We start from the raw sequence: 26956 nt of genomic DNA, 5'->3' as shown, positions 1-26956 counted from the left end.
GCGTGCGCCCAGTCAAACCCCGTGCGGGGTCGAGGGCAACACCGACGGGCCGATGCCGCGCTCAGCGAACAGCGGTGGGCGGGAGCCGCGCCTGCCGCGCCTCCCGCCCACCGTCGACGACCCCGCTAGAGGACCTTGGAGAGGAAGTCCCTCGTCCTCTCCTGGGTCGGGTTGCCGAAGAGCTCGGTCGGCGCGCCCTGCTCGACGATGACGCCGTCGGCCATGAACACGACCCGGTCGCTGACCTCACGCGCGAAGCCCATCTCGTGGGTGACCAGGACCATGGTCATGCCGGAGGTGGCCAGGCCGCGGATCACCTGCAGCACCTCGCCGACCATCTCCGGGTCGAGCGCGCTGGTCGCCTCGTCGAACAGCATGATCTCCGGGTCCATCGCCAGCGCCCTGGCGATCGCCACACGCTGCTTCTGGCCGCCGGACAGCGACGCCGGCTTGGCCTCAGCCTTCTCCGCCAGCCCGACCCGCTCGAGGAGCTCGATGGCGCGGGCCTTCGCCTCGGCCGGCTTGAGCTTGCCGAGCTGGATCGGGGCGAGCGTGATGTTCTCCAGCACGGTCATGTGCGGGAACAGGTTGAAGTGCTGGAACACCATTCCGATCCGCTGGCGGACCCGGTCCAGGTCGACCTTCTTGTCGGTCAGGTCCTCGCCGTCGACGCTGACCGTGCCGCTCGTGACCTCCTCGAGCTTGTTGAGGCAGCGCAGCAGCGTCGACTTCCCCGAGCCGGACGGCCCGATCACGGCGACGACCTCGCCCTCGTTGATCGTCAGGTCGATGCCGCGCAGCACGTGGTTGTCGCCGAACGACTTGTGCAGCTCGGACACCTGGACCTTCGGCTGACCGTTCAGGGTGTTCAGGCGTCCGGTCCAGGGACCGGTGCTCGTGGTGTCGCTCATGCGTTGAACTTCCTCTCAAGACGGTTGGCCAGCAGCGTCAGCAGCGTGATCAGGGTGAAGTAGATGATCGCGACGACCGTGAGCACCTGCGCCGACAGGTACGTCGAGGCGATGATCTGCTTCGACACGAACGTCAGCTCGGCCAGGCTGATCACGCTGAGCAGCGAGGTGTCCTTCAGCGTGATGATGCCCTGGTTGACGAAGGACGGGATCATGATCTTGAACGCCTGCGGCAGCACGACCTTGCGCATCGTCGTCCAGTAGCCCAGGCCGAGCGAGCGGGACGCCTCGGCCTGACCCGGGTCGACGGCCTGGATACCGCTTCGCACGATCTCCGTCATGTAGGCGCCGGCGTTGAGGCTCAGCGTCAGCGCACCGGCGGTGAAGCTGTCGAACTTGATACCGGTCATCGCCGGGAGGGCGAAGTAGATGAAGAACGCCTGGATGAGGATCGGCGTCCCGCGGAACACGTACACGTACGCGGTCGCGATCCAGCGCAGCGGAGCCAGGCGGGAGATCCGGGCGAAGCCGAAGGCGATGCCGAGGATGAACGCCGCGACCACCGCGACGAGCGTGGCGAGCACCGTCCACTTGAGACCGTCCAGCAGCTGCGGCCAGTACGTGCTGATCACCGTGAAGATGTTCGGCGACGCCTCGGCCGCCTCGTCCTCGCCGGTGCCGAGGTAGGTGTTCACGACCTCGTCGTAGAACCCGGAGGCCTTCGCGTTGGCCAGGCCCGCGTTGAACAGCTCGATGAACTCGGCGTTCTCGCCCTTGTTGACGGCGGCGCCGTACTGGCCGCCGACCTCCTTGTCGCCGACGAGCTTGAAGCCGGAACCCTGTGCGATGCCGTAGGCGAGCACGGGGTAGTCCTCGAAGTAGCCGACCGCCTGGCCGGCCTTGACGGCGTCGACCATGTCGGTGGTGTCCGTCGAGACCAGCACGTCGAAGCCGTACTCGTCCTTGACGCTCTCGGCGAAGGTCTGGCCCTGGGTCCCGGTCTTGACGGCGACGGTCTGCCCCTCGAGGTCGTCGTAGGAGGCGATGTCGCTGTCCTCGAGCACGCCCAGCTGCACGCCGGTGTCGAAGTACGGCTCGGTGAAGTCGAAGACCTTCTCGCGCTCGTCGGTGATGGTCATGCCCGCGATCACCGCGTCGACCTGCCCGGCCTGCAGTGCCTGGACCGCGGCGTCGAAGCCGAGCCGCTTGATCTCGACCGTGAAGCCCTGGTTGGCTGCGATGCCCCGCAGCAGGTCCATGTCGATGCCGACGACCTCGCCGTCCTCGCCCGTGAACTCGAACGGGGCGTACGTGGAGTCGGTCCCGATGACGAAGTGCTCGCCCGTCTGCGGCGCGTCGGTGGCGAAGGTGCTCGGTGCGACGATGTCGCTCGCCTTCGGCGCATTGTCGCCCAGGTAGCGCTCGAGGATCTCGTCGTAGGTGCCGTTCTCGGCGATGTTGCCGAGCCCCGTGTTGATCGCCGACAGCAGCTCGGCGTTCTGGCCCTTGTTGACGGCGATCCCGTAGGGCGCACCCTCCTGGCGGTCACCGATCGTGCGCAGCTCGTTGCCCTGCTGGATCGAGTAGCCGAGCACGGGGTAGTCGTCGACGAGCGCCTCGGCCTGCCCGGACTTGACCGCCTCATAGGTGTCGGTCGTCTCGGTCAGCGTGAGCAGCTCGAAGCCGTACTCGTTGGCGATGCTCTGTGCGTAGCTGGCCCCCTCGGTCCCGGTCTTCACCGCGACCTTCTGACCCTGGAGGTCCTCGAGGCTCTGTACGTCGCTGTCCTCGGAGACGGCCATCTGCACGCCGGACTGGAAGTAGGCGGAGGAGAAGTCGAAGGTCTTCTTGCGCTCGTCGGTGATCGACATGCCCGCGATCACCGCGTCGACCTGGTCCACCTGGAGCGCCTGGACGGCGGCGTCGAAGCCCTGCGGCTTGATGTCGACGGTGAAGCCCTGATCGTCGGCGACCGCGCGGATGAGGTCCATGTCGATGCCGACCAGCTCACCGGAGGTGTCGGTCATCTCGAACGGTGCGAACGTCGTGTCCGTGCCGATGACGAAGGTCTGCCCCGCCACGTCGGATGCCGGCTCCGCGGCGAGGGCGGGTACGGCGGCGGCGCCGCCCCCGAGCAGGGCCAGGGCGATCGCCGATCCGAGAGCGGCGAGGCCGCGCCGGCGGCCGCGTCTGGCGCGGGTGGTGCCGTTGTTCATGCGGGGTTCTCCTTCGAGTACGGTACGCGCCCCGTGGAGCGGTCGCGTCGGGGGTGGCCCCCTGAGGGTCAAGACTAGGAGTACAGCAACCTCACGTCATACTCGGACGGGATTCGTCATCTTTCCGTTTCCTTCCGCCGCGGGGGAAGACTCACCCGGGCTCCCCGACCCGTCGTGCTCCTCGGCCGAGCGGAATAGGCTCGGACTGACGGGGTCGTCGCCTCGTCGCACACACCCCCACGAGGAGGCACCCCATGAAAGCAGCACGTTTCTACGACCGCGGCGACATCCGCATCGAGGACATCCCCGAGCCCGAGCTGCTGCCCGGCACCGTGGCGATCGACGTCGCCTGGTGCGGCATCTGCGGCAGCGACCTGCACGAGTACCTGGACGGACCGATCTTCGTTCCGCCGGCCGGGCACCCGCACCCCATCTCCGGCGAGTCCGCCCCCATCACGATGGGCCACGAGTTCTCCGGCGTCGTGAGCGCGCTCGGTGAGGGCGTCGACGACATCGAGGTCGGCCAGCACGTCGTCGTCGAGCCGTACATCATCAGCGACGACATCGACATCACCACCGACCCGGCGTACCACCTGTCCAAGGACATGAACTTCATCGGCCTCGGCGGGCGGGGCGGCGGACTGTCGGAGAAGGTCGTCGTCCAGCGGCGCTGGGTGCACAAGATCTCCGACAACATCCCCCTCGACCAGGCGGCGCTCATCGAGCCGCTGTCCGTCGCCCACCACGCCGTCATCCGCGGTGACGCCAAGGCGGGCCAGGTCGCCCTCGTCGGCGGTGCCGGTCCAATCGGGCTGCTCGTCTCCGCCGTCCTCAAGGCCTTCGGCCTGACCGTGATCATCAGCGAGCTGAGCGCCGCCCGCAAGGACAAGGCCGCCAGCGCCGGGGTCGTCGACCACGTGCTCGACCCCAGCGAGGTCGACGTCGCCGCCCGCGTGCTCGAGCTCACCGACGGCCGCGGCGCTGACGTGGCGTTCGAGTGCAGCAGCGTCAACGCGGTGCTCAACACCCTCTTCGACGCGATCAAGCCGACCGGTGTGATCGTCAACGTCTCGATCTGGGGCAAGCCCGCCCAGATCGACATGCAGAAGCTGGTGCTGAAAGAGGTCGACCTGCGCGGCACGATCGGCTACGTCAACGACCACGAGGCCACGATCGCGCTCGTCGAGGAGGGCAAGATCAACCTCGAGCCGTTCATCACCGGCCACATCTCGCTCGACCACCTCATCGACGAGGGCTTCGACACCCTCATCCACCGCAACGAGACCGCGGTGAAGATCGTCGTCGAGCCCCGCTGACGCCCGGCCCGGCAGGGCCACGGAGCGAACGCGCGAGGCGCGGCACCCGCCGAGCGGGAGCCTGACGAGAGCCCCGTCCCCGATCCGGGGGCGGGGCTCTCGTGTCCCCCGAACGGGGACCATCCGCGGGACGTGATGAATCCTCATTGATGATAAAGTCTCATGTACCGCCGATGCGCCGCTTCGCATCGCCCCCGCGCCCGCGACCGGACCACCCGGACGCCGTCCGGACACCGCACCGGACTCCCGCACACGAACCGCGCCCAGCGCGGTCTTTGTCATGCCCTCGCGCGGGGCCACCACCCGCACGAAGGAACACCCGTGACCCACACCGCACACCGCCGCACCGTCCGGCGCCCCCGCGGCGCTCGCCGGGCGCTCGCACTCGGCGCCGCGTTCGCCGTCATCGCCACAGGGGCGGTCGCCGCCCCGGCGCTCGCCGTGCCGTCCACCGTCCCCGTCACGCCGAACCCGGCCATGTCGGACAGCTGCGGGCTCAACATCGCCCTCAGCTTCGACCTGTCCAACTCGGTGACCGCCACGCAGTTCGAGCAGATGAAGGCCGCCGGCGTCGACGTCGTCAACGCCCTCGCGGGCACGCCGTCGACCGTGGCGCTCAGCACCTTCGCCTCCCTCTCCCCCGCTCGCGTCGGCGGCGCGGACGTCGCGGCGAACGCGACGGTGCCGAGCACGGCGGTGTCCACCCCCGCCGGCGTGAGCCAGCTCACCGACGCGATCACCGGATTCCGCAAGCCGTCCGGCAGGGACGGCGGCACCAACTGGGACCGCGCGTTCACCACCGTCGCGACGTCGGGCGAGAGCTACGACGCCGTGCTCCTCCTCACCGACGGCGCGCCGACGTTCTACGGCACCCGCCCGGACGGCCGGGGCAACAGCACTGACCAGGCCACGATCGACGCGGCGGTCCGCTCGGCCAACGCCGTGAAGGCGCAGGGCACGCGGGTGATCGGCGTATCCATCACCGACAACCTGAGCGAGTCCAACACGGAGAACATCGCGCAGGTGTCCGGCCCCGTCGCGGGCTCCGACTACTACAGCACCGACTTCGCCGGCCTCGGTTCGACTCTCCGCGAGCTCGCGACGGCGAACTGCAAGGGCACGGTGTCCGTCACGAAGCTGCTCGACAACCGCGACGGCAGCGCACCGACGGCGGGCGCCGGCTGGACGTTCGACACAAGCGAGTCGGCGACCCCGAGCGTCGTCACCGGGGCGCAGGGGTCGGCGAACGTCCCCGTGACGGACCTCGTCGCCGGGCAGCGCGATGTCACCCTCACCGAGCGGCAGCAGGACGGCTGGCGACTGCAGACGCAGGACGGCCAGAACGCACGCTGCGAGGTGAACGGCTCAGCCGTCGCGATCACCTCGAGCGGGGCACTCGGCTTCACCGTGCCGGTCGGCGTCGAGGACGTCGTCGCGTGCACCGTCGTGAACGAACGCATCCCGAGCGATCCGGCGTTGACGGTGGAGAAGAAGGTCGACACGGCAGAGGTCTCCGCGATCGGCGACGAGGTCGTGTACACCGTCACCGCCACCAACACCGGTGAGACCGACTTCACCGCGGAGCGGCCCGCACGGCTGAGCGACGATCTGTCCGACGTCCTCGACGACGCCAGCATCGTCGACGGCAGCATCCGCACCGTGCTCGGCTCGGGTGGCGAGACCGCTCCCGCCGTCCTGGACGGCACGACGCTGAGCTGGTCGGGTGCGCTCGCAGCCGGTGACAGTGTCACGGTGAACTACACCGTGCGGTACACCGGCCAGGGCGACGCGTCGCTCGACAACACGGTGTGTGTTCCCGCCGAGCTGGCCGCCGACCCGGACGCCCGCTGTGACACGACGGTCACTCCCGGGCCGACACCGGACCCCTCGGCCGACGCGAACAGCGACAGCAACGCGAACAGCGACAGCGACAGCGACGCCAACACCAGCGCCGACAGCAACGCCAACACCAGCGCCGACAGCAACGCCAGCGCCGACAGCAACACCAGCAGCGACAGCGACGCGAGCGCCAGCGCCGACAGCGACGCCAACACCAGCGCCGACAGCAACGCGAGCAGCGACAGCAACACCAGCAGCGACAGCGACGCCAACACCAGCGCCGACAGCGACGCCAACACCAGCAGCGAGAGCGACGCCAACACCAGCAGCGAGAGCGACGCCAGCAGCGAGAGCGACGCCAACAGCGACGCGAGCTCGAGTACGGACAGCGACAGCAACGCGAACAGCGACAGCAACGCCAACGCCAACGCCAACGCGGACAGCGATCCCGGCGCCTTCTCCGATAGCGGAGCGGACGCGACCCCCGCGCCCGGTCACGGAGGGAACGATCACGACGGGCTCGCCTCGACGGGCGCGACCCCTGTCGCCGCGGGTGTCATCGGCGGACTGCTCATCGCCGCGGCCGTGCTCATCGGACTCGTCAGGCGCCGCCGCAGCCGGGCCTGACTCGCGCCCCGACGCCACGGGACGATGAGGGGCGCAGCCGGTCGGCTGCGCCCCTCATCGCTGTCCGCACGTCCGCCCGCGTCCGGGGAATCGGTGAGCCCGGGCGGGCGGACGCCGCCTCACTCCACGAGCTTGCCGTCGACCGACACCTCGGACATCAGCGCGGCGATCTCCTCGGGGATCGGGGGGATCTCCTCCCGCACGACACCGCCGTCGGCGCTCCAGACCAGGTTGACCCGGAGCGCCGGGTCCTGCTCCGGATAGTCGCTGCGGTTGTGGCAGCCCCTGGTCTCGCGACGCTCCAGCGCCGACTGCAGCGTCGCCCTCGCCGCGAGGATCGACGACAGCAGGTCGAAGGCGTGAGCGAGGTCCTGGTAGGCGGCGATGTCGGGGTGGACCCCGATGTCGTCGAGCTGCCCTTCGATGCGGTCTAGCTCGGCCAGCCCGGCCAGCAGCCCCTCCTCACTGCGGACCACGCCGGCGTACCTGGTCATGAGCTCGCGCAGGGCACGCTGCAGGACCCGGACGTTCACCGGCCCGTCGGCCGCGAGCAGGCCGTCGACCTCGGCCCTCGCCTCGTCCTCGGCCGCCCGCGAGCGGGGCTGCGCGGTCAACGCGGCCGAGTACTCCGCCGCGCTCGCGGCAACGATCCGCCCGTACACGAGCAGCTCGATGAGCGAGTTGCCGCCGAGCCGGTTCGCGCCATGCAGCCCCGACGCGGCCTCACCGATCGCATAGAGCCCGTCGACACCCGTGCCGTGGTCCTCCGGCCGGACCCACACACCGCCCATCGAGTAGTGCGCGGTCGGGGCGATCTCGATCGGCTCGCGCGTGATGTCGCGCATCTGGAGCTCGAGCAGGGTCTGGTACACGCGCGGCAGGCGCTCCATGATGACCTCGCGGGGCAGATGCGACACGTCCAGCCAGACCCCGCCGCGCTCGGTCCCCCTGCCCTCCGCGATCTCGGTGTAGGCGGCGAGCGCGACCCTGTCGCGGGTGGAGAGCTCCATACGGACGGGGTCGTAGCGCTCCATGAACCGCTCGCCCCTGGCGTTGCGCAGCACGCCGCCCTCCCCTCTGGCGGCCTCGGAGACGAGGGTGCCGGCGTCCGTCTCCGGCTCGATGATTCCCGAGGGGTGGAACTGCACCAGCTCGGCGTCGCGGATCCGGCCGCCAGCGAGGACGGCGAGCCGGAACGCGTCACCGGTGTTCTCGTTGCGCCTCGACGAGGTGCGCCGCCAGATGCGGTTGTGGCCGCCGGCGGCGAGGATGACGGCGTCGGCGTGGATGAGGACACGGGTGCCGTCCTGCTGGACGAAACCGTAGGCCCCGAACACCGCGCCGTCGGAGGTCAGCAGCCGGGTCACGTAGACGTCGTCGAGGATGCGCACTCCCCGCTGTTCCGCCGCGTCGACCAGCGTGCGCTGGATGCTGAGGCCGGTGTAGTCGCCGCTGAACGCCGTGCGGCGGTAGCTGTGGGCGCCGAAGAAGCGCTGGCTGATGCGGCCGTCGGACTCGCGCGCGAAGGGCATGCCCAGCTGCTCCAGGTCGGCGATCCCCTGGGCCGCGCCCCTGGTGACGATCTCGACCGTCCGCGGGTCGGCGAGCAGGTAGCTCTCCCTGAGGGTGTCCGCGGCGTGCTGCTGCCAGCTGTCCTGGGGGTCCATGGTGCCGAGCGCGGCGTTGATCCCCCCGGCCGCGAGCGAGGTGTGCGCATCGCCGCGCGGCCGCTTGCCCAGGACGGTGACGTCGACCCCGCGGTCGGCGAGCTCGATGGCGGCGCGCAGCCCCGAACCCCCCGAGCCGATGATGAGGACGCTGGTGGACAGTCGGCGCTCTGCCGGGTGTGACATGGATGACTCCTTCGTCGTGTCGTTGTCGTGCATGATCGGGGCGGACCGCCCGCCCCGAGGGGGCCTTGTCAGCGCATCTGGTCGAGGCGGCGGGTCAGCTCGGCGAGGAACGGGTCGATGAGCGGGCAGTCGCCGGCCCCCGCCCAGACGAACGGGGCTGGCTCCCCCTCGATCAGCCACTCGGCGAGCCACGCGTTCATCGCGAACAGCAGCCGCTGCCCCTTCCGCAGTGCCGGCCGTCCGCCGTCGACACCGCGGAGCAGCCAGGTGACGGTGAGTCCGGGGTGCGCCGGGAGCGTTCTGATCTGGACGGGGCTCACGGCCTCGACGAACACACGGCCGTGCGCGGTGTCGGGGAGGCCGCGGATCACGGACGCGATCGCGGGCACGTCGTGCGAGCTGCCGACGATCAGGGACGCACGGTGGGTCCCGGGCGCACCGGTCCCGATGCCGAGCCGCTCGACGGCGGGAACACCCCCGACACCGCCCTCGTCGCGGCGGTCTCTTCTGGCCGGGTCGCGAGACACGAAAGAGGTCATGAATTTAGCTTAGGCTTGGCTAACAATGCTGTCGAGGGGTGATCCCGCCCGATGCCGGCCGCACCGCGCGGGGGCGGCACCGATCACCTACAGTGAGAGCCATGACCACCGAGGCTCACGAGGCGTCGACGACGCGAACGGCGACGGCATCGGCGACCTCCCCGGCATGACGGCGAGGATCCCCGCGCTCGCGGACCTCGGCGTCGACGCGATCTGGCTGTCGCCGTTCATGCCCTCCCCGCAGAAGGACGCCGGCTACGACGTCGCCGACTACACGGACGTCGACCCGCTGTTCGGCACGCTCGACGACCTCGACGACCTCGTCACCTCGGCCCACCGCCACCACATCCGCGTCATCATCGACCTCGTCCCCAACCACACCTCCGACCGGCACCGCTGGTTCCGCGAGGCGCTGGCCGCGGGGGCGGGCTCGCCCGAGCGCGCGCGCTACATCTTCCGCGACGGCCGCGGCCCGAACGGCGACGAGGCGCCCAACAACTGGGAGTCCGTCTTCGGGGGCCCCGCCTGGACCCGCACCACCGACCCCGACGGCGCGCCCGGCCAGTGGTACCTGCACCTGTTCGACTCCAGCCAGCCCGACCTCGACTGGCGAAACCCCTGGGTGCGCGAGCAGTTCCGCGGAATCCTGCGGTTCTGGCTCGACCGCGGGGTCGACGGCTTCCGCGTCGACGTGGCCCACGGCATGGTCAAGGCCGAGGGCCTGCCCGACCACCACCCGGCCCCCGGCGGCGGGAGCATGGGCGGCGACGAGGCCACCGCACCGTTCTGGGCCCAGGACGGCGTGCACGAGATCTACCGGGACTGGCACGGCATCCTCACCGAGTACGACGGCGACCGCGTCCTCTGCGCCGAGGCCTGGGTCACCCCGCTGCCCAGGCTCGCCCGCTGGGTCCGCCCCGACGAGATGCAGCAGGCGTTCAACTTCGAGTACCTGGAGACCCCGTGGGACGCCGCCGCGCTCCGCCGGGTCGTCGACGAGTCGCTCGCCGCGTTCGGAGCGGTCGGCGCGCCCAGCACCTGGGTGCTGTCGAACCACGACGTCGTTCGTCACGCGTCACGCCTGGCGTTGACGGCGGAGAACCCGCAGGGCCACGGCATCGGACCGCTCAGCCCCGGGCAGCCCGTCCGCGAGCTGGGTCTGCGTCGCGCCAGGGCGGCGACCGCGCTGATGCTCGCCCTCCCCGGCGGCGCCTACCTGTACCAGGGTGAGGAGCTCGGACTGCCCGAGGTCATCGAGCTGCCCGACGACGCACGCCAGGACCCGACCTGGTTCCGCACGGGAGGCGAGCGATACGGGCGCGACGGCTGCCGCGTCCCCCTGCCCTGGGAGGCGGACTCGCCCGCCGCGGGGTTCAACGACACCGGGGCGTCCTGGCTGCCGCAGCCGGCGGACTGGCCCGAGCTGGCCCGCGACCGCCAGGACGGCGTCGACGGGTCGACGCTCGAGCTGTACAAGCACGCCCTCCGCCTCCGTGCCGGCCACCGGCTCGGCACCGGCGACCTGGTCTGGCTGGAAGGCGGCGCGGAGGGCATCATCGCGTTCCGGAACGGCGACGTCACGGTCATCGCCAACACGGGCGAGGGGACGGTATCCCTGCCCGAGCCGTTCGCCGGGGCCGAGCTGCTGCTCGCGTCGGCACCGGTCGAGCCGGGCGTGCTTCCGGGCGACAGCACCGTCTGGCTCCGTGTCTGACGGCGGCCAGGGGCACCGGAGGGCTCAGCGCTCGGGGAGGTACTGCAGGACCCGCCAGCCCTCGGGGATCTGCGCCTCCGCGGCGGCCTTCGCCGACTCGTAGTCGGCGCCCTCGACCTCGATCACCCGGATCTCGACCGGCGCGATGGTGACCTCAACCTTCATGCCCCCAGGGTATACGCCGCAAGCCGCGGGCGAGGGCTGCTCGGAGAGGAGCGGAACCCACGTCGCGCCCGGGCGGCCGGTCCGCGTCGCCTGACGCCGCCCGACCGCATCCGGCGCTCGCCCCCGCCCCGTGCGGGCAGCGGGTCAGCCCCTGACGGCGAGGCTGGACAGATCCGGTCCGTTCCCGAGCGAGGTCCACACCCAGTTCGTCACGGCGTCGGAGCTGGGAACGCTCTTGATCCGCTCCAGAAGGGGGAACCAGGCCAGGTCCTCGGATGCGAGCCTGTTCGCCTCCGACCACGCCTCGGCCGGGTCCTCGGCCGCGAGCGCCTCCGCCGCGAGCGCATTGAGCTCGGGGTTGTCGTAGGTGACGCCGTTCCAGGTCCCTCCCGGCGCGACGTCGGAGTCGAGCCAGCCCCCCAGGGTCATCGACGCGCTGTTGCCCTGCCAGTCGGGCGACCACGTCGTCAGTGCGAGATCCCACTGATCGTCCTTGACGGGGTCGGAGAGGAATGCGTTGATCGCGCCGAAACTGTCCTCGACCGGAACGAGCGAGACGGTGATGCCCGCCTCCGCCGCCGAGGCCTGGATCGCCGTCGCGATCTTCTCGTACTCGGCGTTCGTGCGATAGGCCAGGGCGAGGGAGACGTCCTCCGCCCCGCTGGCGTCGAGCAGCTCCGTCGCCCGCGCCACGTCACCGGCGTCGCCGTCGGTCGGATAGGGGTTCTCGCCGTTGTACCCGAGGATCGTCGAGGTGAGGATCTCGGTGCTGACGATCGCAGCCTTCTCCCCGCCGATCCCCTGCTGGAGGCCGGCACGGTCGAGCGTGTAGTTGAACGCCTGCCTGCCCTCGAGCGAGGAGAGGAACTCTTGGCCGCTCGTCGTCGCCTCCCCGGAGTTGTTCCAGCTGAGGAAGATCGCCGACCCGCTCGCCGAGGTGTGCAGCTGCTCCGGCTTGGTGCGCTCGAAGTCCTGGAGCACGGCCGCGGGGTAGGTGCGCACGTAGAGGCCCGTGTCCGCCTCGCCCGTCTGGATCTTCTGCGCCACCGCGTCGGCCGAGTCCGAGGTGGTGTCGATCTCGATCGCGTCGACGTGGGCTCCGCGCGGGTCGCCGACGGCCTCCGTGTCGTAGCCCTCGACGCGGGTGAGCACGAGCTTCTGGTCGGGTGTGTAGCTGTCGATGTAGTACGGCCCGCTCGAGGCGTAGTCCTGGCGGAACTCGAGACTGTCGGCGAAGTACTTCGAGACCACCTCCTGCGGCAGCGGCGACACGAAGTTCAGGGTCAGCACGTCGAGGAGCTCGGCGGAGGGCCGGGTGAGGCTGATCCGCAGGGTGTGGTCGTCGACGGCGGTCACGCCGCTGATGTCGTGCGTGTCGATGAACTCATCGACCGCGTCGAGGTCGCCGATCGGGACCTCGGCGAACTGGTCGGCGTAGTCGGTGAAGCCCTCGAACAGCGAGTTGTAGTAGGTGATCGCACTGACGTTCGCGTTCGGGTCGGGGAACCGCTTGATCGCGTAGACGAAGTCGGCGGCGACGATCTCGCGGTCCGTGGCGCCGGAGAAGTGGACGCCCTCGCGTAGGTGGAAGGTGTAGTCCAGGCCGTCGTCGGACACGTCCCAGCTCTCGGCCAGGTCGGGGACGATCTCGGTGTCCTCGCCGATCCCCTCGGTGCTGCCGGCGTAGGTGACGAGCTGCCGCGTCGTCGCGCGGATGACCTGCCACGCCTCCGTCGAGTAGGCGATGAGCGGGTCGAGCGCGTCGACGTCGCCGACGGAGGCGACGCGCAGGGTGCCGCCGGACGGGTCACCGTCGGCACCGTCCTGCTCGGAGGCGCCCCCCGAGCACCCGGCCAGGAGGAGGGCGGCCAGGGTGACGGAGCTCGCCGCGACGAGTCTTCTGCGATGGGTCATGGTTCCTTCTTCTCTGTGGTGGGGGTTTCTCTGCGTGGGGACGAGGCGCGGCTACCTGCCGCCCCTCGCGTGAGTGACGAGGTCGACGAGCGTCGTGATCAGGACGAAGAACACGGCGCCGACGAGCGTGACGCCGATGACCACCGGCGCGTCCCCTGTGCTCGCCGCGCGGACGGCGAGCCGGCCGATGCCGTCGATGCCGAAGATCTGCTCGGTCACGATCGCACCGCCCATGAGCGAGGCGAGCTCGATCCCGCCGAGCGTGAGGATCGGGTTGGCCGCGCCGGACAGGGCGTGGTCGAAGTAGACCCGGCCGGGGCCGAGGCCCTTCGCCGTCGCGGTGCGGATGTAGTCCTTGCCCGTCACCTCGAGGACCGAGCTGCGGACGATCCGCTGGAACGGCCCGAACTGGACGAGGACGAGGGCGGTCCACGGCAGGATCAGGTGCCGCGCCCACTCGCCGGGCGACTCGGAGAACGGGACGTACCCCCCGCTGGGGAACAGGTGGATGCCGGCGAGCGAGAGCTGGAAGTACAGCACGAAGATCAGCAGGACGGCCACGACGAACACGGGAACCGAGAGCGTCGTGTAGGCGATGACGGACGTGATCCGGTCCAGCGGGCCGCCGGGCCTGCGTGCCGCGAGCACGCCGAGCACCACTGCGACGAGCATCCACAGCACGAACGCGCCGAGGGCCAGAGACGCCGTGGCAGGGAGCTTCTCCAGGATGAGGTCCGTGACGGGGCGCTGCGAGACGTAGGAGTAGCCCAGGCTGGGCGGTACGTTGAGCAGGCCGGTCGCGACCCCCTGGATCGGCGGGCCGACGACCGCGTAGCGCCACAGCTGCACCCACCAGGGCTGGTCGAGGCCGAAGGTGGCCCTGATCGAGGCGAGCGTCTCTTCCGTCGCGTTGTCCGGCGCGATGAGACGCGCGGGGTCGTTGTAGGCGACCGTCGTGAGCAGGAAGGTGATCAGCACGACGGCGGTGAGGGTGATGACCACCCGCAGCAGCCGGCCGAGGACGAGGCGGGTCACGACCGTCCTCCCCTGACGCGCGGGTCCAGGTGCTCCCTCAGCCGGGTGGCCAGCAGGTTGAAGCCGAACACGGTGACGAAGAGCGCGGCGGCCGGGGCGAGCAGCATGAACGGCTGCACCTGGTACAGGGCCGTCTCCTGCGCGTTGGCGATCATGTTCCCCCAGCTCGCGGTCGGTGGGCGTGTGCCGACGCCGAGGAAGGAGAGCGTCGCCTCCGCGACGATGTTCACCGGGAGCTGCACGGCGGCGAGCACGACGACCGTCGGCGCGAGGTTCGGCAGGATCTCCGACCACAGCACCGCCGCGTGACCCCGCCCCGCGCCGCGTGCGGCGACGACGAACGGCCTGCCCTTGAGCTCGATGACCATGCCGCGCACGACCCGCGCGAAGGAGGTCCACGAGAAGAGCACGATGATGCCGACCACCACGAGGACCGGGTCGACGACGGTCGTCCCCGCCGCCCCGCGGTTCAGCGTGACCACGCTCAGCGCCGTGAGGAGGAAGGGGAACGCCAGAGCGATGGTGGTCAGCTCCGACAGGACCGCGTCCGTGCGTCCTCCCGCGTAGCCGGCCACCAGGCCGATGGTCGTTCCGATGACCGCGGACAGCACCGTGGCGGGGATGCCGACGGCGAGCGAGATGTGCGATCCGTACAGGGTCCGCAGCAGCACGTCGCGCCCGGAGCTGTCCGCGCCGAGCAGGAAGCCGGGTGCGAAGCTGACCGGCAGCCCGGCGGAGTCGAGCGTCTCGTCGGGGAACTGGTCGTTCGGTCCGTGGCCGAGGATCGCGGACAGCAGCGGGGCCGAGGCGGCCATGAGCAGCACCCCGACGACGAGGGCAAGCCCGACCGTCAGCGAGCGGTCGGACCGGAGCAGCGCGGCGAGATCGCCCGCCCTGCGCGCGGCTCGACGGGTGGCCGTCGCCTCGCTCATCCCGCCACCCTCCCGTCGAGGCGGGGGACGGCGTCGAGCAGCAGCCGCGTGTACGCCGACCGCGGCGAGCCGAAGACGCGGTCGACCTCGCCCGCCTCTTCCTGCCCCTCCGGCCCGAGGACGACGACGGCGTCAGCGACCGTCGCGACGACACCCAGGTCGTGGGTGATCAGCAGGATGGCGAGATCCTGCGTGTCGCGGAGCTCCTCGAGGAGAAGGATCACCTGCCGCTGGGTCGTCACGTCCAGCGCCGAGAGCGCCTCGTCGGCGACCAGCAGCCGCGGACGGGGGAACAGCGCCCGCGCGATCGCGGTGCGCTGGCGCTGGCCACCGGACAGCTCATGCGGGCGACGATCGAGAAGGCCAGGGTCGAGCCGCGCCTGCGCGGCGACCTCGCGGACGCGCGACCGCACCGTGGCGTGGCCCCACTCGGGGCGGACGGCACGGGCCGTGGCGATCGTCTCGGCGACGGTCTTCCTCGGGTTGAGGCTCGTGTACGGGTCCTGGAACACCAGCTGCACCTCGGCGCGCAGCTGCGGGCTGAGCGGAGGGACGCCGTCGGCCACCGCGGTGGGCAGGCGGACGCCCGCGATCTCGACGACGCCCGCGTCGGCGTACTGGAGACCGGCAGCGATGCGCCCGACCGTCGACTTGCCCGCACCCGACTCGCCGACGAGGGCGGTGATGCTCCCCGCGGCGACGTCGAAGCCGATCCCGTCGACCACGGGGCGGCGACGGCGACCGGCGCGATACGACTTCGCCAGGCCGGACACGCGGAGCACGGGCGCACCGTCGTCGCCCCTGCGCCGATGCGACGGCGCCACGCCGCCCGCGGGGAGCGCGTGCAGCTGGGCGGCCAGGACGAGCTCCCGCGTGTACGGATCGCCCGGAGCCGACACGAGACCACGCGCCTCCCCCGACTCCACCACGCGGCCGTCGCGGACGACGACGATATCGTCGGCGAGCGCCCCGGCGACGCCCAGGTCGTGGCTGACCAGGACGATCGCCGTGCCATGGCTCTCCTGGATCCGGCGGAAGAGGCGGAGCACGCTCGCCTGCACGCTCGCGTCCAGTGCGGTCGTCGGCTCGTCGGCGATGATCAGCGCGGGGTCGTTGGCGATCGCGATGGCGATCATGATGCGCTGGCGCTGGCCCCCGGACAGCTCGGCCGGGTAGGCGCGCGCGATGCGCGCTTCGCCGTCCAGACCGACGTCGGCGAGCAGCGAGGCGACCCTCGCGGCCACCTCGGCGCGCGAGCCACGCCGGTGCACCCTGACCGCCTCGGCGATCTGCGCCCCCACCCGCTTGAACGGGTGCAGATTGCTCGCGGGGTCCTGGAAGACGAAGCCGATCCGGGCCCCCAGCAGCGCGCGCCGGCGCCGTGGCTCCAGCCCGTTCAGCTCGACGCCGTCGAAGCGCGCCGACCCGCCGACGACCGCCCCGTCGAGCAGCCCGGTGGCGGCCAGGAGGCTGACGGTCTTGCCCGATCCCGACTCGCCGACAACGGCGACGGTGCGCCCGGCGTCGACGGCGAGGCTGACGTCACTCACGGCGGGCACCGTCGTGCCGTCCGCGGCGGGGAATTCCACGCTCAGATGCGACAGCTCGAAGAGGGTCATGGCGGCCTTCGGGTCGGACGACCGGGGGCGTGGTCGTCGGGTGAGCACAACCGTAGGGTCGCCAGGCACCACCCGACGCGGCGCCGCTTAACACAGCGTTTCGAACCGTCACGAACGGTAACGAGCCCGGTCTCGGAGGCTCCGCCGCGACGCGGATGGGGGATCATTTCGGACATGCCCGAAGCCGCCCCCCTGCTCCCCCGCGTCGTGGACGAGCTCACGCGTCGCGGCGTCGCCGCGGCCGCCGATCCGTACCGACACGAGGACGCGCCGGCGGTCCTCGCCTTCGTCGACGCGACGCCGAGCCTCGGCGGTCGGGCGTTCCGCGCCCGCAGCGGTGAGCTGGACGCCTTCCTCGACGGTGTCGACCCGACGGGGCACGGCCGCGTCGTCGTCCGGGTCGGCGGAGGCGTGGCCGCCGTCGTGGCCGCGGCTCCCCCCGGTGACGCCGACCCGTCCGCCATCGTCATCCTGGTCGACGGGGACGCACCGGCCGTGCTCACCGACGCCCTCGTCTCGGCCACGGTCACACCTGCCCCGGCCCAGACGATCACGACGGACCGGCAGACCTCGCTCCGCGCCGCGCTTGGGCGGAAGGGGTTCCACGTGGTGCGCCGATTCTCCCGCATGCATCGCACGCTGACCGGTCCCGACCGCGCGGGCGCCGCCCCGCCGGACGGGCTGCGGATCCTCACCGGCACCGAGCTGAGGCGGGAGGGACTTCTCGACGAGCTCCGCCTGACCCACAACGCCTCCTTCGCCGACCACTGGGGGCCGATGACGAAGACGGACGAGCAGTGGCATACCTACCTGGACGGCCCGGCGTTCATCCCCGAGCTGACCCTCGCCGCGGTGGCGGAGGGGCCCGGGGGTCCGCGCATCGCCGCCTACGCGCTCAACACCCACTACGTCGACACCGCCACCGGGCGGGCCGTCGAGTCCGTCCACACCGACTTCCTCGGTGTCCCGCCCGAGTACCGGCGACGCGGGCTCGGACCGCTGCTGCTGTCCGAGCTGTGGGCGCGCGCCGCACAGGCCGGCCTGTCGACCGCCTCGCTCGGCGCCGACCTCGAGAACCGGCACCGGGCGGCGGCGCTCTACCGCAGCCTGGGCTATCGCGAGGTCGAGACGGCGACCGCGCACCTGCGGGCGCCCTCGCCGGCGGACCGTTCGCCGGAGGACCACTCGGCGGCGGCCCACAGCGGCACCGAAACCGAAACCCGCAGCGACACCGAAACCGGCTGACACGACCGCCCCCGGACGACCCGGTGTCCGCACCGTGCCGCCCACCGCTCCTCCCCCACCAGAAAGGACCGTCGTGCCTGACCGCAACGCGCTCCCCTCCTCCCCCGAGACCGACAGCGATACGCTCCAGCGGCGCTACCAGCCGGTCTTCGACCGCATCGGGGAGGAAAGCCTCGACCGCGAGCGCACGCGGACTCTGCCGTACGACCAGGTCCGCTGGCTCGTCGACGCCGGGTTCGGGCTTCTCCGCGTCCCGGTCCGGCTCGGCGGGTCGGGCGCCTCCCTCGCCCAGGTGTTCCACCTGCTCTCCCTCCTCGCCGAGGCTGACCCGAACGTCGCCCACATCTGGCGGAACCACCTCGCCTTCGTCGAGGATCGTCTGGGCGCCTCCCCCGTCGACCACCGCTGGATCGACCGCCTCAGACGCGGCGACGTCATCGGAGGCGGCTGGACGGAGGCGGCCGGCGGCACCGCGGCGACGATGCGGACCCGCCTCACCGCGGCCGACGACGGCGGACGGCTGCTCACAGGCTCGAAGCAGTACGCGACCGGAAGCCTGTACGCCGACTGGCTCGACGTGCTCAGCGTCGACGAGGACGGCCGGTTCGCCGTCGCGCTCGTGCGCGCCGCCCAGGAGGGCGTCGAGGTCGTCGACGACTGGAACGGCTTCGGCCAGCGCGCCACCGGGTCGGGGAGCGTCCGCTACAGGGACGCCGCCGTCGACGCGGCCGACGTCTACCGCGCCGAGGAACGCTTCAGCTACCAGAACCTCTTCTACCAGCAGAGCCTGCTGTCCGTGCTCATCGGCATCGCACGGGCGACCAGGCGCGACGGCGTCGCGGCGCTGACGGCGAGGACGCGGACCCACAGGCAGGCGGTCACCGAGCGGCCCGCGGACGACCCGCAGCTGCTCCAGGTGATCGGCAGGGTCTCGGCCCTCGTCTTCGCGGGGGAGTCGGCTGGGCGACGGTCGGCCGAGGCGATCGACGTCGTCGCGGACGCCCACCGCCGCGGCGCGGTCGACGAGGAGCGCCGCGCCCTGCGGCAGGGGACGCTGGACAACGCCGCCGCGCAGCTCGTGATCAGCGACGCGACGCTGACCGCGACGACCCTCGTCTTCGACGCGCTCGGCGCCTCCGCCGTGACCGACGACCTCGCCCTCGACCGGCACTGGCGCAACGCCAGGACCGTCGTGTCCCACAACCCCCGCGTCTACAAGGAGCGTGTCCTCGGGGACTGGCTCGTCAACGACGCCGACCCGACCGCGACGCAGCCAGCGCCGGCGCCCGCCCCGCGCGGCTGAGAACCAGGAGAGCACGATGACCGCCCCCGACCGCCACATCCACCTGTCGTTGTTCCACATGCCCCACGGGCACCTGCCCTCCTCCTGGCGTCTCGCCGAGGTGGCACCGCACAGCACCCACGTCCTGGAGACGACACTGGAGTCGGCGCGCCTGGCCGAGCGCGGGCTGTTCGACGCGTTCTTCATCGCCGACCGCGGCAGCGCCGGTCCGGAGGGCAACTGGCAGTACGGCCCGGTCGGCGGGTTCGAGCCGATCGGTTTGGCCGGCGCCGTGGCCGCACAGACCCGCTCCCTCGGCGTCGTCGTCACCGCCTCGACGACCTACACCGAACCCTTCACCCTGGCCAGGCAGCTGCTCTCGCTCGACCACCTGAGCGGTGGCAGGGCGGGCTGGAACATCGTCACCAGCTACTCGCCCGACACCCTGCGCAACTACGGCCTCACCGACCACGTCAGCCACGACGAGCGCTACGACCGGGCGACGGAGAGCGTCCGGGTGGTGAGGGAGCTGTGGCGCAGCTGGGACGGCGACGCCGTCGCCTGGGACGCCGAGGAGGGGGTGTGGGCCCGGCCGGCGTCCGTGCGCGCCATCGACCACGAGGGCGAGTACTTCCGCGTGCGGGGACCGGTCGACCTGCCCCGGTCGCCGCAGGACGAGCCGGTGCGCGTGCAGGCGGGCTCCTCACCCCGGGGGATCCGCTTCGCCGCGGAGCACGCGGAGGTCATCTTCACCGCCCAGACGACGGTCGAGCTCGGCCGGGCCTTCGTCGACACCGTGCACCGCGAGCTCGCCAGGGCGGGGCGCCGTCCGTCCGAGGTCCTCATCACCCCCGGTTTCTCCTTCGTCATCGGCTCGACGGACGCCGAGGCAGAGGCCGAGTACGAGCGGCTGCTCGACACCGTGCGCCTCGACCAGGTGCTCAGCGGCCTCCGCGAGGTCATCACCGTCGACCTGCGGGAGTACCCCCTGGACGGGCCGGTGCCGCCGCTGCCCGACCCCGAGACGGCCCAGGGTCACAAGTCGCGCCTCGAGGTGTACAAGCGCATCGCGGAGACGCCGGGGATGACCGTCCGAAAGCTCGCGCGACGCGTCGCCGGCCAGCGCGGCCACCACCAGGTGATCGGCAGCCCCGAGCGGATCGCCGACTCCCTGGAGCACTGGTTCGCCTCGGGGGCGGCGGACGGCTTCAACCTGCTCCCGTACACGCAGCCGGGCCAGCTCGCCCTCTTCGTCGACCACGTCGTGCCGATCCTGCAGGAACGCGGGCTGTACCGGCACGAGTACCCGGGGACGACGCTGCGCGACTCGCTCGGCCTGCCCTCTGTGCCCGCTCCGAGTCGAAGTCTTACGCCGCGATGACGCTCCGTGTCGGGGGCACTGTCACCGGGGGAGGGCGCTCTCGTACGGTTCACGGGTGAACGCATTCTCCCCCGGGCGCCGCACGCGCCGTCTGATTCCCAGCATCCTCGCCCTCGCCGTCACGGGCTCCCTGCTCACCGCCTGCACGGCGTCCACGGATGCCTCCTCGACGGCCTCCGTCGAGGACCCGACCGTCATCGTCGCCCTCCCGACGGAACCGACCGTGTTCGACCCGAACCGCCAGTACTCCTACGACACCTTCCGGATCGACAGGCACATCTACGAGACCCTCATCACCGAGGACCTGTCCACGCCGGCGGAGGACGGCACCCCCGAGCTGGTCCCCGGGCTGGCCGAGAGCTGGGACGTCAGCGACGACGGGCGCACCTTCACCTTCCACCTGCGCGAGGGCGTCACCTTCAGCGACGGCACCCCCTTCGACGCCGAGGCCCTCGACGTCAACGTCCGCCGCTTCACCGACCCCGACTTCGAGTACTTCGACGAGGAGAGCCAGGCCCGCATGTCCGGCGTGTTCGCCACCCTCGAATCGACGGAGGTGGTCGACGACCACACCTTCAGCTACACCTTCACCGACCCGTTCCTCGCCTTCCCGCGGTACGTGGCGCAGGGCAACTACGTGCAGGGCGTGTTCAGCCCCGCCGCGCTGGAGGAGTACGGCAACGACGGCCTCGCCGACCACCCCGTCGGCACCGGCCCGTACACCTTCGTCGAGCGCAAGGCGAACGACCACACCACCCTGGAGCGCAACGACGACTACTGGGGCGACGCGCCGGTCGCAGAGAAGCTCATCTTCCGCACCATCACCGACGAGTCCGCCCGCGCGTCCGCGCTGCGCACGGGCGACGTCGACATCATCGCCAACCCGCCGGCCGACGCCATCGACGAGCTCGCGCAGAGCGGCTACGGAACGCCGGACAACCTCGGCGCGGCGAACATCGACTTCTACGCCTTCAACTGGGCCAACGAGGCCGTCCAGGACGTGCGCGTGCGCCAGGCGATCATCAAGGCGATCGACCGTCAGGGACTGGTCGACACCGTGTACTCCGGTCACGCCGCCGTCGCACGCAACATCTACCCCCTCTCCAACGAGGCCTTCGACGAGGGCCAGACGGACGCCGACTTCGACCCGGACGGCGCCCGCGCACTCCTCGAGGAGGCCGGGTACGAGGACGGCGAGCTGTCGCTCGCGATCTCGACGTACGTCCCGAAGACGGCCGAGTACATCCAGAGCAACCTCGAGGACGTCGGCATCGACGTCGAGGTGCGCACCAGCGACTGGCTGACCTTCTCCCAGAACATCGCCGATCCGGGCGATGACGTCGCCCTCCAGCCCATGTCGTGGGGCCTGCTCACGGCGGACTGGCTCCGCGTCGCCTACTCCGGCTACGTCACCCGCATCGGCGACGGCGGGCAGTACATCGACGCCGCCGTCCCCGAGGCGATCGACGCCGCCGCCGCGAACGCGGACCAGGACAGCTACGTGCAGAGCTTCCAGGAAGCCAACCAGCTCGCGATCGACGAGGCGCTGTGGGTCCCGCTCGCCTCGCCGAGCGTCGGGTGGGCGTACAGCGACCGGGTCACCGGCTTCGTCTCGCCGGGGCAGAACTGGGTCGACCTGACCACCGTGGGCCTGAGCGAATGATCCGGTACGCCGTCGCGCGCGTCGCCTCGGCAGTGCTCGTCCTCCTGGGGGTGTCGGCGGTCGTGTTCGCGGTCGCCGACGCCACCCCGGGGGACCCGCTCGCGGGTCAGGACACGCAGAACATGACGGAGGAGCAGCTCGCCGGCCTGCGCGCCGCGTACGGGCTGGACCGGCCCCCTGTGGAGCGCTACCTCGCCTGGCTCGGCCAGTTCGCGATCGGCAACTGGGGCACCTCCCTCAGCGGCGGCCGCCCCGTGACCTCGCTCGTCCTCGAGCCCTTCGCCAACACCCTCGTCCTCACCGTCGCCGCGGTCCTGCTCTGCCTCGTCTTCGGGACGCTGATCGGTGCCGTCGCGGGGTTCCGCCAGGGCAGCGTCGCCGACCGCATCAGCATGGGCGTCGTGCAGATCGGCCACAACGCCCCGACCTACTGGTTCGGCGTCGTGCTCGTCGGGGTCTTCGCCCTCTGGCTGGGCTGGCTGCCCGCCTCCGGCATGCGCGACCTGCGCGGTGACGGCGGCGTCGTCGACCTGCTCCGGCACCTCGCCCTCCCCGCCGTCGCCGCCTCCTTCGGGTCGATGCTCATCCTCGCCCGGCTGGTGCGGTCCAAGATCATCGACATCTCCCACGCCGACTACATCCGCCTGTTCCGCTCCCTCGGCATCTCTCCGGCGCGCATCCGGGCGCGCCACTACGGCCGCAACACGCTCCCGACGGTCATCACGATCACGGGGCTGCAGATCGGCGCGCTGATGAGCGGGGTGCTGTTCGTGGAGAAGGTCTTCGTCTGGCCGGGCATCGGCACCCAGCTGTTCAACGCCATCGCCGCCAAGGACTTCCTCGTCATCCAGGCCGGCGTCATGCTCGTCGCGGTCACCTTCGTCACCGTGAACCTGATCACCGACCTCACCCTCGACGCGCTCAACCCGCGTCTGCGCACCCCGAGGAGGACCGCATGAGCTCCCCCGTCGAACGCGACATCGTCTCGCTCGGTGCGCCCGCCGCCCACGCGGGCCCCGCGGCCCTGCCCTCGGACCGGTGGTGGCAGCGGCTGCTGCGTCAGCCGTGGGCGTGCGCGGGCGTGGTCATCGTCCTCGTCGCGGTCCTCGTGTCCCTCGCCGCGCCCTGGCTGGCCCCGTACGACCCGACCACGGGCGTCGGCGGCGACAAACTGCTCCCGATCGGGAGCGACGGGCACCTCCTCGGCACCGACGACATCGGGCGCGACGTCCTCAGCCGTCTGATCTGGGGCGGCCGCACCTCACTGCTCGTCGGGTTCCTCCCCGTCGTGATCGCCACGGTGCTCGCCACCGTGCTCGGACTCGTCGCCGGGTACGCCCCCGAACTGGTCTCCGGCATCCTGATGCGTGTCGTCGACATCCTGTTCGCGTTCCCGACGGTGCTCTTCGCGATCGCGTTCGCTGCGCTCTACGGGCCGGGGCTCTGGCCGGTCGTGCTGACGATCATCCTCGCCGCGGTGCCCTACCTCACCCGCGTCATCTACTCCGAGGTCAAGGCCGAACGGGGCAAGGAGTACGTCGAGGCGTCCCGTGCGCTGGGTGCCTCAGGCGCGGCCGTGCTCTTCCGCGAGATCCTGCCCAACGTCAGCGCGCCGATCATCGTCTACGCGACCACCTGGGCCGGAGGGATGATCGTGTTCGCCGCCAGCCTCAGCGCCGTCGGGATCGGCGTGCAGCCGCCGACCGCCGACTGGGGGCGCATGGTCGCGGACGGCGCGAAGCTGTTCGCGCTCGGGGCACCCCAGCTGTCGCTCCTGCCCGGCCTCATCATCACCCTCGTCGCGACCGCCCTCAACTGGGTCGGTGACGGGCTGCGCGACGCCCTCGACCCCTACCACTCCTAGGAGCACAACGACATGACGACGACGCTGCTTCAGGTGGACGAGCTGCGGATCGGATTCCGTGGCCGACGCGAGGTCACCCCCGTGGTCGAGGGCATCTCCTTCCACGTGGACCGGGGAGAGATCCTCGCCATCGTCGGCGAGTCCGGGTCGGGCAAGTCCGTCACCGCCTCCGCCGTCCTCGGGCTCCTGCCCGAGCGGAGCAGCACCGTGAGCGGGAGCGTGCGCTTCGCGGGTCGGGAGCTGCTCGGACTGTCCGAGCGCAGCCTGAACACCGTGAGGGGCTCAGGGATCACGATGGTCTTCCAGAACCCGCTCACCTCGCTCGACCCCTCGTTCCGGATCCGCTCGCAGTTCCTCGAGGTCATCAGGTCCCGGCGCGGGGTCGGCGAGGAGGAGGCGCTCGCCGTGGCCTCACGCTGGCTGGAGACGGTGGGCCTCAGCGACACGGAACGCGTCCTCGGCTCGTTCCCGCACGAGCTCAGCGGCGGGATGCGCCAGCGCGTCGTGATCGCGTTCGCCGCGGTCAACGAGCCGGACCTCATCATCGCGGACGAGCCGACCACGGCGCTGGACTCGACCGTGCAGAAGCAGGTCCTCGACCTGCTGCTGAGCCTGCGCAGGGACCGCGGTCTCTCCGTGCTGCTCATCACCCACGACTTCGGTGTCGTGTCGCACACGAGCGACCGCGTCATCGTCATGCGCGCGGGCCGGATCGTCGAGTCGGGCCGCACGGCCGACGTCCTGGCCGACCCGCGGCACGACTACACCCGCACGTTGGTCGGGGCGGTCCCCACCCTCGGGAGCCGGGCCGCGGCCGCCGGGGCCGTCGTCTCGGGCTCCTCCGCCGGGGTGACGACCGCCGGCGTCGGTGCAGGAGTATCGCGTCCCCCCGCCGGCGCGGCGACCGCTGACGGGAGCGGTGCCGACGAGGACGCGCTCCGCGCCGAGCACGTCGTCAAGTCGTTCGACGTCGGCTCGGGTCGCCGCCGCCGCACCTTCCGCGCCGTCGACGACGTGAGCTTCTCCGTCCGCCGTGGCGAGGTCCTCGGCCTGATCGGCGAGTCGGGGTCGGGGAAGTCGACGCTCGCCCGGATCGCGACGGGACTGGTGCCCCCGAGCTCCGGTTCGGTCACCGTCTTCGGGCGCTCCGCGGAGCAGCTCGGCAGCGCGGCGGAGCGGCGTCGCTTCCGACGCGACGTCCAACTGGTGTTCCAGGACGCCTCCTCGGCGCTGAACCCGCGGCGACGCGTCGTCGACCAGATCGCGATACCGGCGCTCCGGCTGGGGGTGGCGACGAGCAGGGCCGAGGCGAGGGAGCAGGCGCTGTCCCTTCTCGAGTCCGTGCACCTGCCCCGGTCCATGGGGCAGCGCTACCCGCACGAGCTGTCCGGCGGGCAGCGCCAGCGGATCGGGATCGCCAGGGCGCTCAGCGCCCGGCCTCGGGTGCTCGTTCTGGACGAGCCCACGTCCGCACTGGACGCGTCGACGCAGGCGCAGGTCCTGCGGCTGCTGCACGAGCTGCGCGACGAGCTGTCGCTCAGCTACCTCTTCATCAGCCACAACCTCTCGGTCGTCGAGTCCTTCTGCGACCGGATCGCCGTTCTCGACTCCGGCGCGCTCCAGGAGGTGTTCCCCGCGGAGGACCTCGCCTCCGGCGAGCGCGGCCCGGTCACCAGGGGGCTGCTCGACGCCGTCCTGCGCTGACCCGACCGCGGCCGCGGCGCCACGCCCCGCTCAGTCGCGCGCTGTCTGTGCCGCCTGTGCCGCCGCGGTCAGCTGCGCCCGGCGCACCCGCGCGCTCTGCCCCTGCACCCGGAAGAACAGCGCGGCCCTGGCGTACAGCTGCGCGCGCTCGGTCTCGAGCAGCCCACGGCCGCCCCTGGCCGAGACGAGCGCGTCGCTCAGCACCCCGAGCGCCTCGTGCGCCCCGACCTTGAGGGCGAGGGAGACGTCACCCTCGCCACCGCGGTCGGCCTCCGCGTAGGAGCGGGCACGGAGGCGCCCGATGGCCTCCCCCCAGGCGTCGGCCGCCTCGACGGCCTCCGCGGAGCCCGTGGACCGCAGCTCGTCGACGATCCGCTCCGCGAGCCCGAAGACGTGCGGCTGGGGACCGTCCGCGGTGCGCAAGTCCCGCTCGGACCAGGACGCGTACGTCTGCGTGACCAGCACCTCCTCCGGCCGGATCTCGACGCCGTCGAGCGTGAGCGAGACCGTGCGCGACCCGGTCAGCGCGACCAGGGGAAGCGGAGACGCGCCGATGCGCTCGTCGAGCGGGACGAGCGCGACGACGACCTGCGGTTCCTCGCCCTCCTCACTCACCGCCCCGAGCAACACGTGGGTGCACAGGCCGTGACCGGTGAACCACGACACCGATCCGTCGACGAGCCAGCCGCCGTCCGCACGGGGCCGGGCGCGGAGGTTCCTCCGCGGGTAGCCGCGGAGGTCGCTCATCGCCACGCCGAGCAGAGCGCCGGGGCGGAGCACGTCGCGCAGCGGCGCGGGCGGGTCGTCGCTGAGCAGGGCGAGCAGGGAGGGCACGACCGCGGAATGCTGCGTCCACACCAGCCAGGTGTTCGGGCACGCCCCCGCGATGAGCTCGCTGACCCGGCGCTGGTCGTCGAGCGTGACGGAGACCCGCGGGTCCTCGGCCGTCGCCCCCCAGGACAGGAGCCCGCGCTCGGCCAGCCACTCCAGGTGCCGGCGCGGGACCTCGGTGCGGTCGGCCTCGAGCGCGCCGGGGAGCAGCACCTCCGTGGCGTACTCCTCGACGGCTGCGACCAGCGCGCCCCCGTCTGCTCGTTCCGTCGTCACGCGCTGTCCTCCTCGCTGCGGGCCGCCTGT

The 26956-nt window shown here is 71.5% G+C and carries 19 protein-coding genes and 1 pseudogene; 10 read left to right on the top strand and 10 right to left on the bottom strand.

Going from position 1 to position 26956, the window contains the following annotated elements; translation table 11 throughout:
* Nucleotides 1-125: 125 nt before the first annotated feature.
* Nucleotides 126-911 carry an amino acid ABC transporter ATP-binding protein gene (locus tag FM119_RS03825; protein WP_087136360.1) on the bottom strand — a complete coding sequence of 262 codons (786 nt, stop codon included), beginning with the start codon at nucleotides 909-911 and terminating at the stop codon, nucleotides 126-128.
* Complete coding sequence (locus tag FM119_RS14005) at nucleotides 908-3127, bottom strand: ABC transporter substrate-binding protein/permease (protein ID WP_087136359.1); 2220 nt, start codon at nucleotides 3125-3127, stop codon at nucleotides 908-910. Before FM119_RS14005 ends, FM119_RS03825 begins: the two co-directional genes overlap by 4 nt.
* Before the next feature lie 254 nt (nucleotides 3128-3381).
* Between FM119_RS14005 and FM119_RS03815 the strand changes: the two genes are divergently transcribed.
* Both FM119_RS03815 and FM119_RS13490 read left to right on the top strand, forming a co-directional pair.
* Nucleotides 3382-4443: a 2,3-butanediol dehydrogenase gene (locus tag FM119_RS03815; protein ID WP_087136358.1), complete on the top strand. Its 1062-nt coding sequence runs from the start codon at nucleotides 3382-3384 to the stop codon at nucleotides 4441-4443.
* A gap of 321 nt (nucleotides 4444-4764) precedes the next feature.
* Nucleotides 4765-6909 (top strand): DUF7927 domain-containing protein, encoded by a 2145-nt coding sequence (locus FM119_RS13490; RefSeq protein ID WP_179205187.1) that lies wholly within the window; start codon nucleotides 4765-4767, stop codon nucleotides 6907-6909.
* 119 nt (nucleotides 6910-7028) lie between these two features.
* Here FM119_RS13490 and FM119_RS03795 read toward each other — a convergent pair whose 3' ends face one another.
* Complete coding sequence (locus FM119_RS03795) at nucleotides 7029-8762, bottom strand: L-aspartate oxidase (RefSeq protein ID WP_087136473.1); 1734 nt, start codon at nucleotides 8760-8762, stop codon at nucleotides 7029-7031.
* A 68-nt stretch (nucleotides 8763-8830) separates the two neighbouring features.
* Complete coding sequence (locus tag FM119_RS03790) at nucleotides 8831-9301, bottom strand: SIP domain-containing protein (RefSeq protein WP_087136357.1); 471 nt, start codon at nucleotides 9299-9301, stop codon at nucleotides 8831-8833.
* Between the two features lie 118 nt (nucleotides 9302-9419).
* Between FM119_RS03790 and FM119_RS03785 the strand changes: the two are divergent.
* Nucleotides 9420-11015, top strand: a pseudogene (locus FM119_RS03785) (glycoside hydrolase family 13 protein); the annotation flags it as partial.
* Nucleotides 11016-11039: 24 nt separating this feature from the next.
* Here the strand turns inward: FM119_RS03785 and FM119_RS13825 are convergent.
* The 5 genes from FM119_RS13825 to FM119_RS03765 form a co-directional block, all read right to left on the bottom strand.
* Complete coding sequence (locus FM119_RS13825; protein ID WP_179205186.1) at nucleotides 11040-11180, bottom strand: hypothetical protein; 141 nt, start codon at nucleotides 11178-11180, stop codon at nucleotides 11040-11042.
* Between the two features lie 144 nt (nucleotides 11181-11324).
* On the bottom strand, nucleotides 11325-13094 hold the full coding sequence (locus tag FM119_RS03780; protein WP_087136355.1) for an ABC transporter substrate-binding protein: 1770 nt from the start codon (nucleotides 13092-13094) through the stop codon (nucleotides 11325-11327).
* 51 nt (nucleotides 13095-13145) lie between these two features.
* Nucleotides 13146-14129: an ABC transporter permease gene (locus tag FM119_RS03775; protein ID WP_087136354.1), complete on the bottom strand. Its 984-nt coding sequence runs from the start codon at nucleotides 14127-14129 to the stop codon at nucleotides 13146-13148.
* Nucleotides 14126-15061: an ABC transporter permease gene (locus tag FM119_RS03770; RefSeq protein WP_087136353.1), complete on the bottom strand. Its 936-nt coding sequence runs from the start codon at nucleotides 15059-15061 to the stop codon at nucleotides 14126-14128. The genes FM119_RS03775 and FM119_RS03770 overlap by 4 nt, the downstream gene beginning before the upstream one ends.
* Nucleotides 15058-16680, bottom strand: a complete 1623-nt coding sequence (locus FM119_RS03765) for an ATP-binding cassette domain-containing protein (RefSeq protein WP_087136352.1) — start codon at nucleotides 16678-16680, stop codon at nucleotides 15058-15060. The genes FM119_RS03770 and FM119_RS03765 overlap by 4 nt, the downstream gene beginning before the upstream one ends.
* 174 nt (nucleotides 16681-16854) lie before the next feature.
* Between FM119_RS03765 and FM119_RS03760 the strand changes: the two genes are divergently transcribed.
* From FM119_RS03760 to FM119_RS03730, 7 genes are all read left to right on the top strand, one after another.
* A complete protein-coding gene (locus FM119_RS03760; RefSeq protein ID WP_087136351.1) occupies nucleotides 16855-17925 on the top strand; it encodes a GNAT family N-acetyltransferase in 1071 nt (356 codons plus the stop codon).
* A gap of 73 nt (nucleotides 17926-17998) precedes the next feature.
* Nucleotides 17999-19228, top strand: coding sequence for an acyl-CoA dehydrogenase family protein (locus tag FM119_RS03755; RefSeq protein WP_087136350.1), 1230 nt, complete (start codon nucleotides 17999-18001; stop codon nucleotides 19226-19228).
* 16 nt (nucleotides 19229-19244) lie between these two features.
* A complete protein-coding gene (locus FM119_RS03750) occupies nucleotides 19245-20588 on the top strand; it encodes an LLM class flavin-dependent oxidoreductase (RefSeq protein ID WP_087136349.1) in 1344 nt (447 codons plus the stop codon).
* Nucleotides 20589-20643: 55 nt separating this feature from the next.
* A complete protein-coding gene (locus FM119_RS03745; protein ID WP_179205185.1) occupies nucleotides 20644-22251 on the top strand; it encodes an ABC transporter substrate-binding protein in 1608 nt (535 codons plus the stop codon).
* A complete protein-coding gene (locus FM119_RS03740) occupies nucleotides 22248-23210 on the top strand; it encodes an ABC transporter permease (protein ID WP_087136347.1) in 963 nt (320 codons plus the stop codon). The genes FM119_RS03745 and FM119_RS03740 overlap by 4 nt, the downstream gene beginning before the upstream one ends.
* On the top strand, nucleotides 23207-24115 hold the full coding sequence (locus FM119_RS03735; protein ID WP_087136346.1) for an ABC transporter permease: 909 nt from the start codon (nucleotides 23207-23209) through the stop codon (nucleotides 24113-24115). Before FM119_RS03740 ends, FM119_RS03735 begins: the two co-directional genes overlap by 4 nt.
* Nucleotides 24116-24127: 12 nt before the next feature.
* The gene (locus tag FM119_RS03730) at nucleotides 24128-25819 is read left to right on the top strand and encodes a dipeptide ABC transporter ATP-binding protein (protein WP_087136345.1); all 1692 of its coding nucleotides are present in this window, start codon (nucleotides 24128-24130) and stop codon (nucleotides 25817-25819) included.
* A 30-nt stretch (nucleotides 25820-25849) separates the two neighbouring features.
* Here FM119_RS03730 and FM119_RS03725 read toward each other — a convergent pair whose 3' ends face one another.
* Nucleotides 25850-26926 carry an acyl-CoA dehydrogenase family protein gene (locus tag FM119_RS03725; protein WP_087136344.1) on the bottom strand — a complete coding sequence of 359 codons (1077 nt, stop codon included), beginning with the start codon at nucleotides 26924-26926 and terminating at the stop codon, nucleotides 25850-25852.
* Nucleotides 26927-26956: the final 30 nt, after the last annotated feature.

Source organism: Mycetocola reblochoni REB411 (assembly GCF_900163835.1).
In the GTDB taxonomy this organism is placed as follows: domain Bacteria; phylum Actinomycetota; class Actinomycetes; order Actinomycetales; family Microbacteriaceae; genus Mycetocola_B; species Mycetocola_B reblochoni.
The sequence above is the reverse complement of the archived record's forward strand: the minus strand, read 5'-3'. Positions and strand labels throughout refer to the sequence as shown.

Excerpts from the sequence above, each read along its gene's own strand:
- FM119_RS03765 (WP_087136352.1), bottom strand. The coding sequence starts at position 16,680 with ATGACCCTCTTCGAGCTGTCGCATCTGAGCGTGGAATTCCCCGCCGCG.
- FM119_RS03825 (WP_087136360.1), bottom strand. The coding sequence starts at position 911 with ATGAGCGACACCACGAGCACCGGTCCCTGGACCGGACGCCTGAACACC.
- FM119_RS03735 (WP_087136346.1), top strand. The coding sequence starts at position 23,207 with ATGAGCTCCCCCGTCGAACGCGACATCGTCTCGCTCGGTGCGCCCGCC.
- FM119_RS03760 (WP_087136351.1), top strand. The coding sequence starts at position 16,855 with ATGCCCGAAGCCGCCCCCCTGCTCCCCCGCGTCGTGGACGAGCTCACG.
- FM119_RS03740 (WP_087136347.1), top strand. The coding sequence starts at position 22,248 with ATGATCCGGTACGCCGTCGCGCGCGTCGCCTCGGCAGTGCTCGTCCTC.
- FM119_RS03770 (WP_087136353.1), bottom strand. The coding sequence starts at position 15,061 with ATGAGCGAGGCGACGGCCACCCGTCGAGCCGCGCGCAGGGCGGGCGAT.
- FM119_RS03730 (WP_087136345.1), top strand. The coding sequence starts at position 24,128 with ATGACGACGACGCTGCTTCAGGTGGACGAGCTGCGGATCGGATTCCGT.
- FM119_RS14005 (WP_087136359.1), bottom strand. The coding sequence starts at position 3,127 with ATGAACAACGGCACCACCCGCGCCAGACGCGGCCGCCGGCGCGGCCTC.
- FM119_RS03815 (WP_087136358.1), top strand. The coding sequence starts at position 3,382 with ATGAAAGCAGCACGTTTCTACGACCGCGGCGACATCCGCATCGAGGAC.
- FM119_RS03780 (WP_087136355.1), bottom strand. The coding sequence starts at position 13,094 with ATGACCCATCGCAGAAGACTCGTCGCGGCGAGCTCCGTCACCCTGGCC.
- FM119_RS03750 (WP_087136349.1), top strand. The coding sequence starts at position 19,245 with ATGACCGCCCCCGACCGCCACATCCACCTGTCGTTGTTCCACATGCCC.
- FM119_RS03790 (WP_087136357.1), bottom strand. The coding sequence starts at position 9,301 with ATGACCTCTTTCGTGTCTCGCGACCCGGCCAGAAGAGACCGCCGCGAC.
- FM119_RS03795 (WP_087136473.1), bottom strand. The coding sequence starts at position 8,762 with ATGTCACACCCGGCAGAGCGCCGACTGTCCACCAGCGTCCTCATCATC.
- FM119_RS13825 (WP_179205186.1), bottom strand. The coding sequence starts at position 11,180 with ATGAAGGTTGAGGTCACCATCGCGCCGGTCGAGATCCGGGTGATCGAG.